The organism is Enterobacter cloacae complex sp. 2024EL-00711 (assembly GCF_047529885.1).
Classification (GTDB): Bacteria; Pseudomonadota; Gammaproteobacteria; order Enterobacterales; family Enterobacteriaceae; genus Enterobacter; species Enterobacter ludwigii.
The window spans coordinates 1042910-1059122 of record NZ_JBLIZC010000001.1; the positions used below are offsets into that span (position 1 = coordinate 1042910).

At 55.0% G+C, this 16213-nt stretch carries 14 protein-coding genes; 6 read left to right on the forward strand and 8 right to left on the reverse strand.

Annotation, left to right across the window (positions count from 1 at the left end; translation table 11 throughout):
- Nucleotides 1–15 precede the first annotated feature (15 nt).
- Both ACMVME_RS05150 and fabA read left to right on the forward strand, forming a co-directional pair.
- A complete protein-coding gene (locus tag ACMVME_RS05150; protein ID WP_032677815.1) occupies nucleotides 16–1776 on the forward strand; it encodes an AAA family ATPase in 1761 nt (586 codons plus the stop codon).
- A gap of 68 nt (nucleotides 1777–1844) precedes the next feature.
- The gene (fabA, locus tag ACMVME_RS05155) at nucleotides 1845–2363 is read left to right on the forward strand and encodes a bifunctional 3-hydroxydecanoyl-ACP dehydratase/trans-2-decenoyl-ACP isomerase (RefSeq protein WP_014169427.1); all 519 of its coding nucleotides are present in this window, start codon (nucleotides 1845–1847) and stop codon (nucleotides 2361–2363) included.
- Nucleotides 2364–2435: 72 nt separating this feature from the next.
- Here the strand turns inward: fabA and rmf are convergent, their stop codons facing one another.
- From rmf to rlmKL, 6 genes are all read right to left on the reverse strand, one after another.
- Nucleotides 2436–2603 carry a ribosome modulation factor gene (gene rmf / locus ACMVME_RS05160; RefSeq protein WP_013097261.1) on the reverse strand — a complete coding sequence of 56 codons (168 nt, stop codon included), beginning with the start codon at nucleotides 2601–2603 and terminating at the stop codon, nucleotides 2436–2438.
- 257 nt (nucleotides 2604–2860) lie between these two features.
- Nucleotides 2861–3427: a membrane integrity-associated transporter subunit PqiC gene (gene pqiC, locus ACMVME_RS05165; RefSeq protein ID WP_025204538.1), complete on the reverse strand. Its 567-nt coding sequence runs from the start codon at nucleotides 3425–3427 to the stop codon at nucleotides 2861–2863.
- Entirely contained in the window at nucleotides 3424–5064 is a 1641-nt protein-coding gene (gene pqiB / locus ACMVME_RS05170) for an intermembrane transport protein PqiB (RefSeq protein WP_020884796.1), read from the reverse strand. The genes pqiC and pqiB overlap by 4 nt, the downstream gene beginning before the upstream one ends.
- A 4-nt stretch (nucleotides 5065–5068) precedes the next feature.
- Nucleotides 5069–6322 (reverse strand): membrane integrity-associated transporter subunit PqiA, encoded by a 1254-nt coding sequence (gene pqiA / locus ACMVME_RS05175; RefSeq protein ID WP_020884797.1) that lies wholly within the window; start codon nucleotides 6320–6322, stop codon nucleotides 5069–5071.
- A 13-nt stretch (nucleotides 6323–6335) separates the two neighbouring features.
- The gene (locus ACMVME_RS05180) at nucleotides 6336–8243 is read right to left on the reverse strand and encodes an ABC transporter ATP-binding protein (RefSeq protein ID WP_014169423.1); all 1908 of its coding nucleotides are present in this window, start codon (nucleotides 8241–8243) and stop codon (nucleotides 6336–6338) included.
- A 12-nt stretch (nucleotides 8244–8255) separates the two neighbouring features.
- Entirely contained in the window at nucleotides 8256–10364 is a 2109-nt protein-coding gene (rlmKL, locus tag ACMVME_RS05185; RefSeq protein ID WP_032677814.1) for a bifunctional 23S rRNA (guanine(2069)-N(7))-methyltransferase RlmK/23S rRNA (guanine(2445)-N(2))-methyltransferase RlmL, read from the reverse strand.
- Between the two features lie 98 nt (nucleotides 10365–10462).
- Between rlmKL and ACMVME_RS05190 the strand changes: the two genes are divergently transcribed.
- Nucleotides 10463–11572: a YcbX family protein gene (locus ACMVME_RS05190; RefSeq protein ID WP_068794469.1), complete on the forward strand. Its 1110-nt coding sequence runs from the start codon at nucleotides 10463–10465 to the stop codon at nucleotides 11570–11572.
- On the opposite strand, the gene zapC is transcribed toward ACMVME_RS05190, so the two are convergent.
- Together zapC and pyrD are read right to left on the reverse strand one after the other, a co-directional pair.
- Entirely contained in the window at nucleotides 11569–12111 is a 543-nt protein-coding gene (gene zapC / locus ACMVME_RS05195) for a cell division protein ZapC (protein WP_025204541.1), read from the reverse strand. The two genes, ACMVME_RS05190 and zapC, sit on opposite strands and share 4 nt — an antisense overlap.
- Nucleotides 12112–12276: 165 nt before the next feature.
- Nucleotides 12277–13287, reverse strand: coding sequence for a quinone-dependent dihydroorotate dehydrogenase (gene pyrD / locus ACMVME_RS05200; protein WP_068794468.1), 1011 nt, complete (start codon nucleotides 13285–13287; stop codon nucleotides 12277–12279).
- Between the two features lie 249 nt (nucleotides 13288–13536).
- On the opposite strand from pyrD, the gene ssuE reads away from it, so the two are divergent.
- From ssuE to ssuD, 3 genes are read left to right on the forward strand one after another with little or no spacing between them, the layout of a single operon-like run.
- On the forward strand, nucleotides 13537–14112 hold the full coding sequence (ssuE, locus tag ACMVME_RS05205) for an NADPH-dependent FMN reductase (RefSeq protein WP_068794467.1): 576 nt from the start codon (nucleotides 13537–13539) through the stop codon (nucleotides 14110–14112).
- Nucleotides 14105–15067, forward strand: coding sequence for a sulfonate ABC transporter substrate-binding protein (locus tag ACMVME_RS05210; RefSeq protein ID WP_020884802.1), 963 nt, complete (start codon nucleotides 14105–14107; stop codon nucleotides 15065–15067). Before ssuE ends, ACMVME_RS05210 begins: the two co-directional genes overlap by 8 nt.
- On the forward strand, nucleotides 15064–16209 hold the full coding sequence (ssuD, locus tag ACMVME_RS05215; RefSeq protein ID WP_014169416.1) for an FMNH2-dependent alkanesulfonate monooxygenase: 1146 nt from the start codon (nucleotides 15064–15066) through the stop codon (nucleotides 16207–16209). The genes ACMVME_RS05210 and ssuD overlap by 4 nt, the downstream gene beginning before the upstream one ends.
- The last annotated feature ends 4 nt before the right edge of the window (nucleotides 16210–16213 follow it).

The window sequence follows — 16213 nt, forward strand, 5'->3', positions numbered from 1 at the left end:
TAAAAAACATCAACTTTGACCATTACGAAACTTGCATGGCGTGACCTCGTTCCGGATACCGAGAGCTATCAGGAACTGTTTGCACGACCCGATCTCGCAAAAGAACACGAATTCATCCTTAGCGATACGCAACCCCGTTTGCATTATGCGCTGGAGCAGGTGTTAAGCCCCTGGGCAACATCACCCTTCATGATGCTCAAGGCCCCGGAAGAAGCGGAATATCTGACGCTTCTGGGTGATGCCATGCGCCAGTTGCGACCGCAAGCGAACGCCGTCTTTGGCGGCCAATATCGTATCGCGGGACATGATGTCACATTCGAACCGGCAGAGCAGCCCGACGACCGCTTTGCTGCCAGGGGTGAGGTGATTACCGCTAACTGGGTCGAGGCTGAACAACTCTTTGGTTGTCTGCGCCAGTTTAACGGTGAGCTCTCGCTGCAACCAGGGCTGGTGCACCGCGCCAATGGCGGCGTACTGATCATCTCGTTGCGCACCCTCCTCTCACAACCTCTGCTGTGGATGCGCCTGAAAACGGTGGTTAGCCAGCAGCGTTTTGACTGGGTTGGCTACGACGAGTCTCGTCCCCTGCCTGTCTCAGTTCCTTCAATGCCGCTGTCGCTGACCGTGGTGCTGACGGGTGATCGTGAATCGCTGGCTGACTTCCAGGAGATGGAGCCCGAACTGGCTGAGCAGGCGGTCTACAGCGAATACGAAGATAACATCCAGATTACCGATGCCGATGATATGGCACAGTGGTGCCAGTGGGTGTTGAGCGTTGCGGAACGTTTCGCACTGCCAACGCCGGCCGCCGACGCCTGGCCTGGTTTGATCCGCGAAGCGGTTCGCTACACCGGTGACCAGGAGACGCTGCCGCTCTGCCCGCTCTGGATCGGCAAGCAGTTACGTGAAGTGGGTGTCGTCAGCGGTAACGGCGCATTCACCGGTGAGCAGCTTACCCAGATGCTGGCGCAGCGTGAGTGGCGTGAAGGCTATCTTGCTGACCGTATGCAGGATGAAATTCTGCTGGAACAAATTCTGGTTGAGACCGAAGGCGAACGTATCGGGCAGATCAATGCCCTGTCGGTGATTGAATTCCCCGGCCACCCGCGCGCTTTCGGGGAACCTTCCCGCATCAGTTGCGTTGTGCATGTCGGTGACGGTGAGTTCACTGATATCGAACGCAAAGCCGAGTTGGGCGGCAACATTCACGCTAAAGGCATGATGATCATGCAGGCGTTCCTGATGTCAGAGCTGCAGCTTGAGCAGCAAATCCCCTTCTCCGCCTCGCTGACGTTTGAGCAATCATACAGTGAAGTCGATGGTGATAGCGCCTCTATGGCGGAACTGTGCGCCTTAATCAGCGCTCTGGCAGAAGTGCCAGTTAATCAGAACATCGCGATCACCGGCTCGGTCGATCAGTTTGGTCGTGCGCAGCCAGTGGGTGGTCTGAACGAAAAGATTGAAGGCTTCTTCTCGATTTGTCAGCAGCGTGGGTTAAACGGCAAACAGGGGGTGATTATTCCTGCCCCTAACGCGCGCCATTTGAGCCTCAGCCAGGACATTCTGGATGCCGTGGACCAGGAACAATTCACCATCTGGGCCATCGAAGGCATTGATGATGCACTACCCTTACTGACAAACCTGGTATGGGACGGCGAAGGGCAAACAACCCTGATGCAGACTATCCAGGAGCGCATTGCTCAGGCGACGCAGCAGGATGCTCGTCATCGTTATCCCTGGCCGTTACGCTGGTTAGGCTGGTTTAGTTCAAACTGATCGGACTTGTTCAGCGTACACGTGTTAGCTATCCTGCGTCCTTCACTAAAATAAGGCTTACTGAGAACATGGTAGATAAACGCGAATCCTATACAAAAGAAGACCTTCTTGCCTCTGGTCGCGGTGAACTGTTTGGTGCTAACGGCCCACAGTTACCGGCCCCGAACATGCTGATGATGGACCGTGTCGTGAAAATGACCGAAACCGGCGGCAACTTCGATAAGGGTTACGTAGAAGCAGAACTCGATATCAATCCGGACCTGTGGTTCTTCGGTTGCCACTTTATTGGCGATCCGGTAATGCCTGGGTGTCTGGGTCTGGATGCAATGTGGCAGCTGGTTGGCTTCTATCTGGGCTGGCTGGGTGGTGAAGGTAAAGGCCGTGCGCTGGGTGTGGGCGAAGTGAAATTCACCGGACAGGTTCTGCCTACTGCGAAGAAAGTGACCTATCGTATTCACTTCAAACGCATCGTTAACCGCCGCCTGATTATGGGCCTGGCAGATGGCGAAGTGCTGGTAGACGGTCGTCAGATTTATACCGCAAACGACCTGAAAGTGGGTCTGTTCCAGGACACTTCCGCGTTCTGATTTCGCGTTGAGCGACCCCATAAAGGCGAAACCTCCGCAGTGCGGAGGTTTCTTTTTTTGAAAGAGACGTTATCAGGCTATGAGTGCCCTGTCGCCGATGGCTTCTCGCCAGCCTCCAAGCCATTGTGACCTTTGATTTATCGTCTGATAAGGACACATTTCTTTAGATCGTCCAGCGATGCCGGCCTGATAACCACGTTGATGAGCCCGTTCCAGGCGATCTCGTTTCTGTCTCTTCATGCCTCGTTTCCCTCATTCTTTTGTCTGGTGGAAAGAAAACAGTGTCTGCACAAACTTGCGCAGGCACAGATAACGAATACCCCGAATTAGTCGCAGCGTCAATGTTCAAAATTCATACGGGTGTCATATTTGTGAGCTACCTGGAAGATCATTTGTACAAAAATTGTGACCCGGCACAAGTAACGGTCTGAAGTGAAACTGAAAAAAAAACCGCAATCAGCAACAGGCCGACTGCGGTTTTTACCGATGAATTTTACTTATGGCAGCCGGGAAATCTCCCTGGCGATGCTGGCCGACTCTTGCGCCCACCCCTGGGCCAGCACTTTCACCATTTCATCGTAGCCATCTTTCTGCTGTTTCAGCTCAAGATGGAAAGGACGCTTAATCATCTGGCCCTGATGGTTCAGCAACCACTCTCCGCTAATCACCACCGCACCGTCATAACGGCCATGGAAACCCGTAACCGTGACGTTCAGCGTATCCTGGTCGTTACCCAGCGGCTGCGACGCGACAACCCAACCCGGAAGCTGGCTGCCCAAATTGGCCACCAGCGTGTTGCGCAGCTGCTGATCCAGCGGGCTGGCCCACAGGTTGTTTGTCGCAATCACGTATTTTACGTCGCTGGTCTGGTAGACCACGCCGTTGCCTGCCAGATAATCCGGCACGGCAACCTGCTCAACCCACAGCAGACGGTTTCCCTGACTGGCGGTACTTTGTACCCCGTTTTGCGCTGCAAGAGGCAACTGATAGTAGCTCTTGTTCTCCACGCCTGAACTGCACGCCGTTAACAGCAGAGCGCCAACCATTAATAGCCATTTATTCATTCTTTTGCCCTCTTAGGCTCAGGATCCTTTTTATCTTTCGCTTCGAACACCAGCGCGTTGCTCTTCTCATTGAGCGTTTTCAGAACCGGCTGCAGTTCACGCAAGACCTGATCAAGACGTTGCATATCTGCCACCATCTTGTTGTACGCCGCCGAGCCAGGCTGGAAGCCCTGCATACTGCGGTTAAGCTCACGCAGCGTTTTCTGCATATCCTGCGGCAGCTGCTGCATACTCTGGCTTGCGGTGATCTTGTTGATATTATCCAGCGTGGTTTGCAGGCGACGCATCGTTGCCTGACTTTCGCTGAGCGAACTGGTCGCGGCTTCAATCATCGGATTCAGTGGCAGATTGTTAATCTTATCCAGTGTCTCCATCAGACGCTGCTGGATCTGTGCCAGGCCGCTGCTCACCGTCGGGATGATCTTATAACCACCGAACTCCCGGATACCGGTAATCGGCGGGGCTTTTGGATAGAAGTCCATATCCACATACAGCGCACCGGTCACCAGGTTGCCCGTCTTCAGCGACCCACGCAGACCCCGGTTCATCAGTTCGGTAATATGCGTACCAATATCCTGATTCTCGCCAATCTGGTTGAGCAGACGTTCCGGCTCAATGCGAATCAGTACCGGAATGCGGTAATCGTCATCCAGTACCTGCTGCAGACCCGGTACAAAGAACGGAACTTGCCCCACCGTACCCAGGCGAATGCCGCGGAATTCAACAGGGGCGCCCGGCTGAAGGCCACGGACGGAATCTTTAAAGAACATCAGGAAGTCGATGTGATCGGTATAGAGTGCGTCCTGAATGCTGCGTTGATCGTCAAAAAGCCTGAACGCCGTTTTCTCTGCAACCGGCTGTCCCAAATCTTGCCCTTCCGGCACATCAAAGCTTACACCGCCACCAAACAGCGTGGTCAGGGAGCCCATCTCCACGCGCATTCCCGCTGACGTCAGATCAACCGCGATCCCGCTGTCCTTCCAGAAACGGACGTTGCTGGTGACCAGCCGATCGTTTGGCGCGTTGATGAACAGCTGATAGCTGATGGTGCGCTTTTGCGGATCAAAGGTACTTGTTTCAACCGATCCCACGCGATAACCGCGGAACAGCACGGGATCGCCCGCCGTTAACTGGCCCGCTTTTTTACTGTCCAGGATCACGCGGATGCCTTTCGCATCTGGCGGCGCAAGCGGTGGCGAGTCAAGCAGCTGGTATTGCGCCGGCTGGCTTCCTTTTTTACCCGGCTGCAGTTCAATGTAGGCACCGGAGAGCAGCGTACCTAAGCCGCTGATCCCTTCACGTCCTACCTGCGGCTTGACCACCCAGAAAGCTGAATCACCGTGCAGCAGTTTTTCCATGCCCGCGTTCAGGCGTGCCTTGATTTCCACATGGGTTAAATCGTCGGTCAGGGTTGCGCTTTCAACCACGCCCACATCGACGCTGCGGCTTTTGATGGTCGTTTTACCGCCCTCAATCCCCTCGGCATTGGTGGTGATGAGCGTCACTTCCGGTCCCTGATGGCTGTAATGATAAAACAGGATCCATGCACCGATCAGCGCGGTCACGATGGGGAAAATCCACACCGGCGACCAGTTTTTGACCTTCTGCACTTTCGCCTCTCCACTCTTATTTTCCATGCTCTTACTGTTCCTCATGGCTTGATTCAGGCTCACGATCCCACGATAAACGAGGGTCGAAGGTCATGGCCGCGAACATGGTCATAATAACGACCAGCGCAAACATTAATGCCCCCATCGCGGGATAAATACTCATCAATCCGCCCATCCGCACCAGTGCAGAGAGAACGGCAATAACAAACACATCAATCATTGACCAGCGTCCAACAAACTCGACGACTTCATAAATCAGGTGCATGCGTTCGCTGTCGCGTTTGCCATGGCCTTTCGCATCCCAGCAGAGCCAGGCAATGGCGATCATTTTTAACGTGGGTACCATAATACTGGCAATAAAGATCACCCCCGCAACGGGATAGGAGCCTTCACCCCACAGCAGTATTACCCCGGCAAGGATTGTCGAGGGCATTTTGTCACCGAGCAAATCGGTGATCATAATCGGCAGGATATTGGCCGGCAGGTACAACATGATGGAAGTCACCAGCAGCGCCATTGTCCACTGCAGGCTATTTTTACGTCGCACGTATCCTTTTGTTTCGCAGCGCGGGCACACATCCAGATCGGCTGGCAGCACAGCGGTGCAGCATGGGCAAGAACGAAGCCCCTGACGGATGCCTGGCACCCCCACCTTTACCGTCTGCACCAGCGTCGGTGCCGGCGCGATATCGTCCCACGCCCAGCGTCTGTCCACACACTGGAAGGCGCGCAGTTGCAGCACGCAGTACAGACACCAGGGTACAAAGCTGCTGCCGATACCCACATCGCCATACGCCATCAGTTTGACGAAACTGACCAGGATACCTGCCAGAAAGATTTCGGCCATGCCCCAGCTTTTTAACTGGAACAGGATACGCGCGAGCCAGATTTTAAGTGCGAGGGGCATCGCGACGCGGTTCACCAGCAACAGAATGACGACCAGACAAAAAGCCGGGACGATCTGTACGAACAGGAGGAAAAAGGTGCCGAGGCTGGCATAGTCTTCCGAGAACATAACCCCCGGAATTTCAAGCAAATCGACCTGGCTGGTCATCCCTCCCACCTTCATATAAATGAAGGGGAAGAGATTGGAAAGCAGCAGCATGAACAACGCCGCCAGCGCATAAGCAGTGGGACGCTGCCTTGGTGCGTCCCACTCGGTTGTCAACGTCGTACCGCAACGGGGACACAGGGCTTTATGTCCGTGACCAAGCTCTGGCAACGCCACGAGCATATCGCATTGAGAGCATAATATATGCCTGTCGGCATGGTGCTGGTCACACATATTGTATCCCTGTTTATGCGCCGTTCTTCAGAGACTCAAGGTACTCCCAGCGCTCAAATGCTTCTTCCAGGGCTTTTTCAGCCGCGGACAGTTCTGCCAGTACTTTTTGAGTATAGTCATGCGATTGGGTAAAGAATGACGCATCAGCGACCTGCGCCTGCAGATCTTCAAGTGCGGCTTCCAGCTCTTCAAGACGCTGAGGGAGTCCTTCCAGTTCGCGCTGCAGGTTATAGCTTAGTTTAACCGAGGTTTTCTTGACAGTTTCTGCTTTTGTTACAGCAGGTTCGGAACTGGTTCTGGATTTAGCCTGTTTTAGCGCCTGAGACTGCGACTGCTGTCCTTTCGCATCGTGATAGCCGCCCACATACTGTCCGATTCGCCCTTCACCTTCGAAGATCCAGCACTCGGTCACGGTGTTATCGACGAACTGACGGTCGTGGCTTACCAGCATCACGGTTCCCTGATAGCCGTCGATCAGCTCTTCCAGCAGTTCGAGCGTTTCCACGTCCAGGTCGTTTGTTGGTTCATCGAGGATCAGCAGGTTACTTGGCTTCAGGAACAGACGTGCCAGCAGCAGACGATTTCGCTCACCGCCTGACAACGCGCGTACCGGCGTCAGCGCGCGTTTCGGATGGAACAGGAAGTCCTGCAGGTAGCCCAGCACATGGCGCGGCTTACCGTTAACCATCACCTCTTGTTTACCTTCCGCCAGGTTATCCATCACCGTTCTGTCCGGATCCAGCTCCGCACGGTGCTGGTCGAAGTAAGCCACTTCGAGCTTAGTCCCGCAGTGAATGCGGCCGCTGTCAGGCTTCAGCTGATCCAGCATCAGCTTCAACAGCGTGGTTTTACCGCAGCCATTCGGCCCGATCAGCGCGATTTTATCCCCACGCTGAACCTGTGCGGAGAAGTCTTTCACCAGCACTTTGCCATCAACCTGATAGTTGACGTTTTCCATTTCGAAGACAATTTTGCCGGAACGGGAGGCCTCTTCAACCTGCATTCTGGCGCTGCCCATCACTTCGCGGCGCTCGCTGCGTTCACGACGCATCGCTTTCAGCGCGCGAACGCGGCCTTCATTACGGGTACGACGAGCTTTGATGCCCTGACGGATCCAGACCTCTTCCTGCGCCAGCTTGCGGTCGAATTCAGCGTTCTGCAACTCTTCCACACGCAGGTTTTCTTCTTTCTCCAGCAGATAGGTATCGTAATCGCCAGGGTAGGTCACCAGCTTGCCGCGATCGAGATCGACAATACGCGTGGCCATATTGCGGATAAACGAACGGTCGTGGGAGATGAAGATAATGGTCCCGTTGAAGGTTTTGAGGAACCCTTCCAGCCAGTCTATCGCTTCGATATCCAGGTGGTTCGTCGGTTCATCCAGCAGCAGCACTTTCGGCCCGCTGACCAGCGCGCGGCCAAGCGCAGCCTTACGCAGCCAGCCGCCAGAAAGCGCCGACAGCTCCATGTCCGGTTCCAGTCCGAGCTGCGCCAGCACTTCATTGATGCGGTTTTCGAGCTGCCACAGGCCGTGGTGATCGAGCATCTCCTGCACTTTCGCCAGTTCGTTAAGATTCTTGTCGCTCGGGTCGGTCATCACCAGGTGAGAAATCTCGTGATAACGCTTCAGGTATTCAGCCTGCTCAGAGATACCTTCGGCAACAAAATCGTAAACGCTGCCGGTCACGTGACGCGGCGGATCCTGCTGCAGGCGAGAGACGATAAGATCCTGCTCGTAAACAATACGCCCGTCGTCCAGGCCCTGTTCGCGGTTGAGGATTTTCATCAGCGTGGATTTACCCGCGCCGTTACGGCCGACCAGACAGACGCGCTCGTTGTCCTCGATGTGCAGTTCTGCATTGTCGAGAAGCGGCGAGTCGCTGAAAGAGAGCCACGCGCCGTGCATACTAATTAAAGACATGTATTATTCCTTTCAGACCGCGGAGATCAACCAGCAGTTATGGATCTGACGATTACGGGCAAAGTCCTGGGACAGCGTTTTTTGGCTAATTTCTTGTGCTTTCAGTCCCAGAGCAGCCAGCCCCTCATGATCCATGCGGAAGCCGCGTTTGTTATTCGAGAACATAATGGTACCGCCCTTACGCAGCAGGCGTTTCAGGTCGGTCATCAGGCGCAGGTGATCGCGTTGAACGTCAAAGCTATCTTCCATACGCTTGGAGTTAGAGAACGTTGGGGGATCGATGAAGATCAGATCAAATTGTTCGTCCGTTTCGCGTAGCCAGCCCAGCACGTCAGCCTGCATCAGACGATGCTGACGCCCGGTGAGACCGTTCAGGCGCAGGTTACGTTCTGCCCATTCCAGGTAAGTACGGGACATATCCACCGTGGTGGTACTGCGCGCGCCGCCAAGGCCAGCATGCACGCTGGCGCTGCCGGTATAGGAGAACAGGTTCAGGAAGTCTTTACCCTTGCTCATCTGGCCCAGCATGCGGCGGGCGATACGGTGGTCAAGGAACAGACCGGTATCCAGATAATCGGTCAGGTTAACCCACAGGCGCGCGTTGTATTCGCCCACCTCGATAAAGTCACCCTTCTCACCCATTTTCTGATACTGATTTTTCCCTTTCTGACGCTCGCGGGTTTTCAGCACCAGTTTGTTAGGCGCAATGCCCAGCACCGAAATTGTTGCCGCAATCACGTCCAGCATACGCTGACGCGCTTTTTGTGCATCAATCGTTTTTGGCGGCGCATATTCCTGCACCACAACCCAGTCAGCGTAACGGTCAACCGCCACGTTGTACTCCGGCAGATCGGCATCATACAGGCGATAACATTCGATACCTTCCTGTTTCGCCCATTTTTCGAATTTCTTCAGATTCTTACGCAGGCGGTTAGCGTAATCTTCCGCCACACCCGATGGTTTACTGTCCGCCGCTTTCTCGGCCAGATGGTAGTTTTTCTGCACGCAGTCCAGCGGACCGTTTTTCGCCTTAAACTGGCGTTCGGCACGCAGTTGCAGACAGCTCAGCAGTTCTGGCGAGGCGCTAAACAGCGACAGGTTCCAGCCGCCAAAGTCATTTTTCATATTACGGCCCAGCAGGCTGTGCAGGGCAATCAGCGCCGGTTCGCTATCAAGACGCTCGCCGTAAGGCGGGTTGCTGATAACGGTACCGTATGGGCCTTTTGGCAGCGGATTGGTCAGGTTCGCCACGTCTTTCACTTCGAAGGTGACCAGCTCGCCGATACCGGCACGGCGGGCGTTGCTGCGCGCACGCTCAATGACGCGTGAGTCGCTGTCAGAGCCATAGAAATGGGAGGTGTACTCCGCCAGACCTTTACGTGCACGGGTCTGCGCTTCGTCTTTGACCTCTTTCCACAGCGCCTCATCGTGCTGCGCCCAGCCGCCGAAGCCCCAATGGCCGCGGTGCAGGCCCGGTGCGCGGTCGGTGGCCAGCATAGCGGCCTCAATCAGCAGCGTACCGGAGCCACACATCGGGTCGAGCAGCGGTGTGCCTGGCTGCCAGCCGGAACGCATCACGATGGCGGCGGCGAGAGTCTCTTTGATGGGCGCCATACCGGTACGATCGCGATAACCACGCAGGTGCAGACCCGCGCCGCTCAGATCCAGAGAGATACTGGCGGTGTCGCCGTTGAGCCAGACGTTGATCCGCAGATCGGGATTTTCACGATCGACGTTTGGGCGTTCCTTATTTTTACGCGTGAAGCAGTCCACAATGGCGTCTTTGACGCGCAGGGCACCGTACTGGCTGTTGCGGATCTCATCGTTCACGCCATTAAAGTGCACGGCAAAGGTAGCATTCGGGGAGAAGATCTCTGTCCAGTCGATCATCTGTACGCCGGTGTAGAGGTCAAGGTCGCTGTAAACCTTGCACTCTTTCATCGGCAGCATGATGCGTGATGCCAGACGGCTCCACATCAGGCTCTGGTAAATAAGCCGTGTGTCGCCCTCAAAATGGACACCACCCTGAACCACCTGGCACTCTTGCGCGCCCAGGGTTTCCAGTTCAGTTTTTAACAGCTCTTCCAGCCCACGGGCCGTACTGGCAAACAGAGAATTCATATCGTCACTTTTACTCTTAGAAAATTGTCGCGCATTATAGCTAATATGGCGTGTATGTCATAAAGTTGAAGGCTTATTTTCATTCGAGGGGCTGTGCAGTGGCGACGTTATCCAGGCTTTTTATTCATCCGGTGAAATCCATGCGCGGGATCGGCGTTTCACACGCGCTGGCCGACATGAGCGGATTTGCCTTCGATCGTATCTTTATGGTCACCGAACCTGACGGTACGTTCATTACCGCACGCCAGTTCCCACAAATGGTTCGCTTTACCCCTTCCCCGCTTTATGACGGTTTGCATCTCACCGCGCCGGATGGCTCCAGCGTGGTGATCCGCTTTGCTGATTTTGCGCCTGTCGAAGCGCCAACGGAAGTGTGGGGCAATCATTTTACCGCGCGCATCGCCCCGGATGACATTAACCGCTGGCTGAGCGGCTTCTTCTCCCGGGATGTGCAGCTGCGCTGGGTCGGCCCGGCGCTGACGCGGCGCGTTAAGCGCCACGAGGCGGTCCCGCTCTCATTCGCGGACGGCTTCCCCTTCCTGTTGACTAACGACGCCTCCCTGCGCGACCTGCAGCGTCGCTGTAAAGCCAGCGTTCAGATAGAGCAGTTTCGTCCCAACCTGGTTGTTACAGGCGCTGACGCCTGGGAAGAGGATACCTGGAAAGTGATCCGTATCGGCAGCGTGGTATTTGATGTCGTGAAGCCCTGCAGCCGCTGTATCTTTACCACCGTCAGTCCCGAAAAAGGCCAGAAACACCCTTCCGGCGAGCCGTTAAAAACCCTGCAGTCATTCCGCACAGCGCAGGACAATGGCGATGTGGATTTCGGCCAGAACCTCATTCCGCGCTCAAGCGGCGTCATCCGCGTGGGCGACGAAGTCGAAATTCTCGCCCGTGGACCCGCAAGAGTGTATGGCGCAGGTCAGGAAGAAGAGTTCGTCGACGTTGAGACGCCGGCCAGCTCGCCCGTAGACATTCACTGGCAGGGCACCGTTATCCGCGGCAACAATCAGCAGGTTTTACTTGAACAGCTGGAACAAGCGGGGATCCGCGTACCTTACTCCTGCCGGGCAGGCATCTGTGGGTGCTGTCGAATCAAGCTGGTCGAAGGGGAAGTCAGCGCGCTGAAAAAATCCGCGATTGGCGATGATGGTACAATTCTGTGCTGCAGCTGTATTCCGAAAACGTCGGTACAGCTGGAAGCTTAAACGGCCTGCTCGAGGCTGAAAGCGTCTACGCGTTGCTGCGGTTTCAGCCTGTCATTCATTACCTTAATGGCATCCCCCAGTTGCATCGTCCGCCCGGCAATGGTCACACCGGGCTGGGCCAGCAGACAGAGTGCGGCATTTTCGCCAGGCTCAACCACCAGCAGGCTCACCTCTTCAGCGGTATCGCTCAGGTTTACGCTTGCCGCATCGCCGGTGGCGGGGGTCCAGTTCATGCTGTGCGGTAAAAAATGCCAGCTTTTCGGCATTTGCGGTTTCAGGAATCGAATAGCCACTAACGCGTTTAATACCAGTTCGGCACGCTGCTCTTTAGAAAGCACCAGGTCGCGGCATTTTTCTTCAAAGGAGAAATAAAGCGCAGCGTCGTCAACACAAAAGCCTGACGGGGAGAAGGCGTCCGGGGTTAACATTCGGCGAGCAAAACGGGAACGAAACAACATACCATTGGCTAAATCGAGCATCATGCGGTCATGCTCGTCACAAAAATACCAGCGCCAGTTATCGTCAGGTTTAATTCGCATGTTTCTCTCCCGTCCCCAAACTTCCTGTACTAAAAATGTCCTGTTCGCCGCTTCGTTTATAACACCATTAATAAAAGACTATAATGACTAAATAAGCAACAATGACGGAATATAAAACAACCAGGGCTGGAAATAAAGCCCTGGTTGTCTGATAAAGAGAAAAGATTAGATATGAGTAACGATTTCTTTAATCAGTTGCGGTCCTTTAAAAATAAAACCGGAATAGATTTGCACCAGTGAGGCACCCGCCGCCATCTTCTCGCGAGCCGCAATCACGGAGTCGATACCACCGACGCCAATAATCGGCAGTCGTCCTTTTAATTCTGCTGACAGGGCACGAATAATTTCTGTGCTTTTTAATTGTACCGGACGTCCACTTAACCCACCCGCTTCGTCACAGTTTTTCATTCCCTGAACGAGCGAGCGATCGAGTGTGGTATTGGTCGCAATCACCCCGTCAATATTATGGCGAACTAAACTGTCGGCAACCTGGATCAATTCTTCAGCAGAAAGATCCGGTGCGATCTTAACCGCGACCGGAACATATTTATGGTGGATCGCCTGGAGCTCATTTTGTTTATTTTTAATGGCACTCAGAAGATCGTCCAGTGCTTCGCCATATTGTAAAGAGCGCAGACCTGGGGTATTTGGTGAGGAAATATTCACCGCAATATACCCCGCGTAGGCATAGACTTTTTCCATACAAATCAGATAGTCATCTTTACCCTGCTCTACCGGCGTGTCTTTATTTTTGCCAATATTGATGCCCAATACACCATCAAAATGGGCTTTTTTTACGTTCTCAACAAGGTGATCAACGCCGAGGTTATTAAAGCCCATGCGGTTGATCAGCCCTTCGGCTTCGACCAGGCGGAACAGACGCGGCTTATCATTACCTGTCTGCGGACGCGGCGTGACGGTACCGATTTCGATGGAGCCAAAGCCCATCGCGCCCAGGGCATCAATGCACTCACCATTTTTATCCAGACCCGCCGCGAGACCCAGCGGATTTTTAAAGGTTAGGCCCATGCATTGCACAGGTTTTTCAGGCACGTTTTGACGCACCAGTGCGGCCAGCGGCGTTCCGGTAATACGACGTAACTGCTGGAATGTAAATTCATGAGCGCGCTCAGGGTCGAGCTGGAAAAGGGCTTTACGAACGAAGGGGTAGTACATGAACTCTCCTGGATTCCCGGTGTGCAAACCGGGAGGGGATTATGTGCGATCCGGCCCGGAAAGGGAATTGACCTGTGGCAAAAAAAACACCGTTAGACGCAATCGTTTACCTCGCAGCCCCGTTCTTATGCGCTTTTTCGCATTTTAATTGCAGATAAATCATTTAGTGGAATAACCGGGCAGTGTCACACTCCTGAAAATTGTTATGAATGTTAGATAAAAGCAAACAATTAGTTATAAGGAGCATGCATGCGCGTCATAACCCTGGCCGGAAGTCCACGATTCCCCTCTCGCTCCAGCGCACTGCTGGAATATGCCCGTGAAAAGCTCAATGCTCTGGATGTGGAAGTATGCCACTGGAATCTGCATAACTTCGCCCCCGAGGATCTGCTCTACGCCCGTTTTGACAGTCCGGCGCTGCAAACGCTGACTGAACAGCTTAAAGGGGCTGATGGCTTAATCGTGGCGACGCCTATCTATAAAGCTTCGTTTTCCGGGGCCCTGAAAACCCTGCTCGATCTGCTGCCTGAACGTGCGCTGGACGGCAAAGTGGTTCTGCCACTGGCAACGGGCGGCACGGTGGCCCATTTACTGGCGGTGGATTATGCCCTCAAGCCGGTACTCAATGCGCTAAAAGCGCAGGAGATCCTCCACGGCGTCTTTGCCGACGACTCGCAGGTTATCGATTATCAACACAAGCCTCGCTTCACGCCGAATCTGCAAACCCGCCTCGACAGCGCCCTGGAAACCTTCTGGCATGCCCTGCACCGCAGAGATATCCACGCCCCGGCGTTTAACCCGTCACAGGGAGTCGCCCATGTTTAAAAGATTAACCCGTCTCGGACTGGCCGGGCTGTTAGCGCTCACCTCGCTGGCCCACGCGGCAGAGACGGCGCCTGAACATTTACGCATCGGCTATCAGAAAGGCAGCGTCAGTATGGTGCTGGCTAAAAGCCATCAGCTTCTGGAAAAACGCTTCCCGAAGACCACATTCTCCTGGATTGAGTTCCCTGCTGGCCCGCAAATGCTGGAAGCCCTGAATGTCGGAAGCATCGACCTCGGCAGCACCGGGGATATTCCGCCAATATTCGCGCAGGCGGCGGGGGCCGACCTGGTTTATGTCGGCGTTGAGCCGGCCAAGCCGAAGGCTGAGGTCATTCTGGTCCCTGAAAATAGCACCATTAAGACGGTCGCCGATCTCAAAGGCCACAAGGTTGCATTCCAGAAAGGCTCCAGCTCGCATAACCTGCTGCTGCGGGCCCTGCAGGAGGCGGGGCTTAAATTCACCGACATTCAACCCGTCTATTTGACGCCGGCTGATGCTCGCGCCGCTTTCCAGCAGGGCAATGTCGACGCGTGGGCTATCTGGGATCCCTACTACTCCGCAGCTTTACTGCAGGGTGGCGTGCGGGTATTAAAAGATGGCACCACGCTGAAACAAACCGGCTCGTTCTACCTCGCCGCGCGCCCGTATGCGGAAAAGAATGGCGCTTTTATTCAGGATGTTCTTAACACCTTTACTCAGGCGGATGCGCTAACGCAAAGCCAACGTCAGGAAAGCATTACCCTGCTGGCGAAAACCATGGGCTTACCTGAGCCGGTGATCGCGAGCTATCTCGATCACCGTCCACAGACCACCATTACCCCGGTGGACGCACACGTCGCTGCGCTGCAGCAGCAAACCGCAGATCTCTTCTATCAAAATCGCCTTGTTCCAAAACAGGTGAATATTCGCGAACGCATCTGGCAACCCGCAGGCAAAGAAGGAACCAAATCATGAGTCTGAATCTTTTCTGGTTTTTACCCACCCACGGTGATGGACACTATCTTGGCACAGAAGAGGGTTCACGCCCGGTTGACCACGGCTATCTGCAGCAGATTGCGCAGGCAGCCGACCGAATCGGTTTTACCGGCGTACTGATCCCCACCGGACGCTCGTGCGAGGATGCGTGGCTGGTAGCCGCATCGATGATCCCCGTGACCCAACGCCTGAAGTTCCTCGTGGCACTGCGTCCGAGCGTGGTCTCCCCGACCGTCGCGGCGCGCCAGGCGGCAACGCTCGACCGGCTCTCTAACGGCCGGGCCCTGTTTAACCTGGTCACCGGAAGCGATCCGCAGGAGCTGGCGGGTGACGGCGTGTTCCTCGATCACACCGAACGCTATGAAGCGTCCGCCGAGTTCACCCGCGTCTGGCGACGTCTGCTGGAGGGGGAAACCGTCACCTTCGAAGGTAAACATATTCACGTTCGCGACGCCAGGCTCTACTTCCCGCCGGTGCAGCAGCCGCGCCCTCCTCTTTACTTCGGCGGCTCATCAGATGTGGCGCAGGATCTGGCGGCAGAACAGGTTGATCTCTACCTCACCTGGGGTGAGCCGCCCGAGCTGGTCAAAGAGAAAATTGCCCAGGTGCGCGCTAAAGCGGCAGCGCATGGTCGCAAGGTACGCTTTGGTATTCGCCTGCATGTGATTGTGCGTGAAACCAATGAAGAAGCCTGGCAGGCGGCCGACCGGCTGATCGCGCATCTCGATGATGAGACTATCGCTAAAGCTCAAGCGGCGTTTGCGAAAACCGACTCCGTCGGCCAGCACAGAATGGCGTCATTGCACAACGGTAAGCGCGAGAATCTGGAGATCAGCCCGAACCTGTGGGCGGGCGTCGGCCTGGTGCGCGGCGGTGCGGGTACCGCGCTGGTCGGCGACGGTCCAACTGTGGCTGCGCGGATCAATGAATACGCGGACCTGGGTATCGACAGTTTTATCCTCTCCGGTTATCCGCACCTGGAAGAGGCCTACAAAGTGGGCGAGCTGTTATTCCCGCATCTGGATGTCGCCATCCCGGACGTACCGCAGCCCCGCCAGCTCCAGCTTCAGGGCGAAGCCGTGGCTAACGAGTTTATCCCGCGAAGAGCCGCACAAAGCTAAGGAG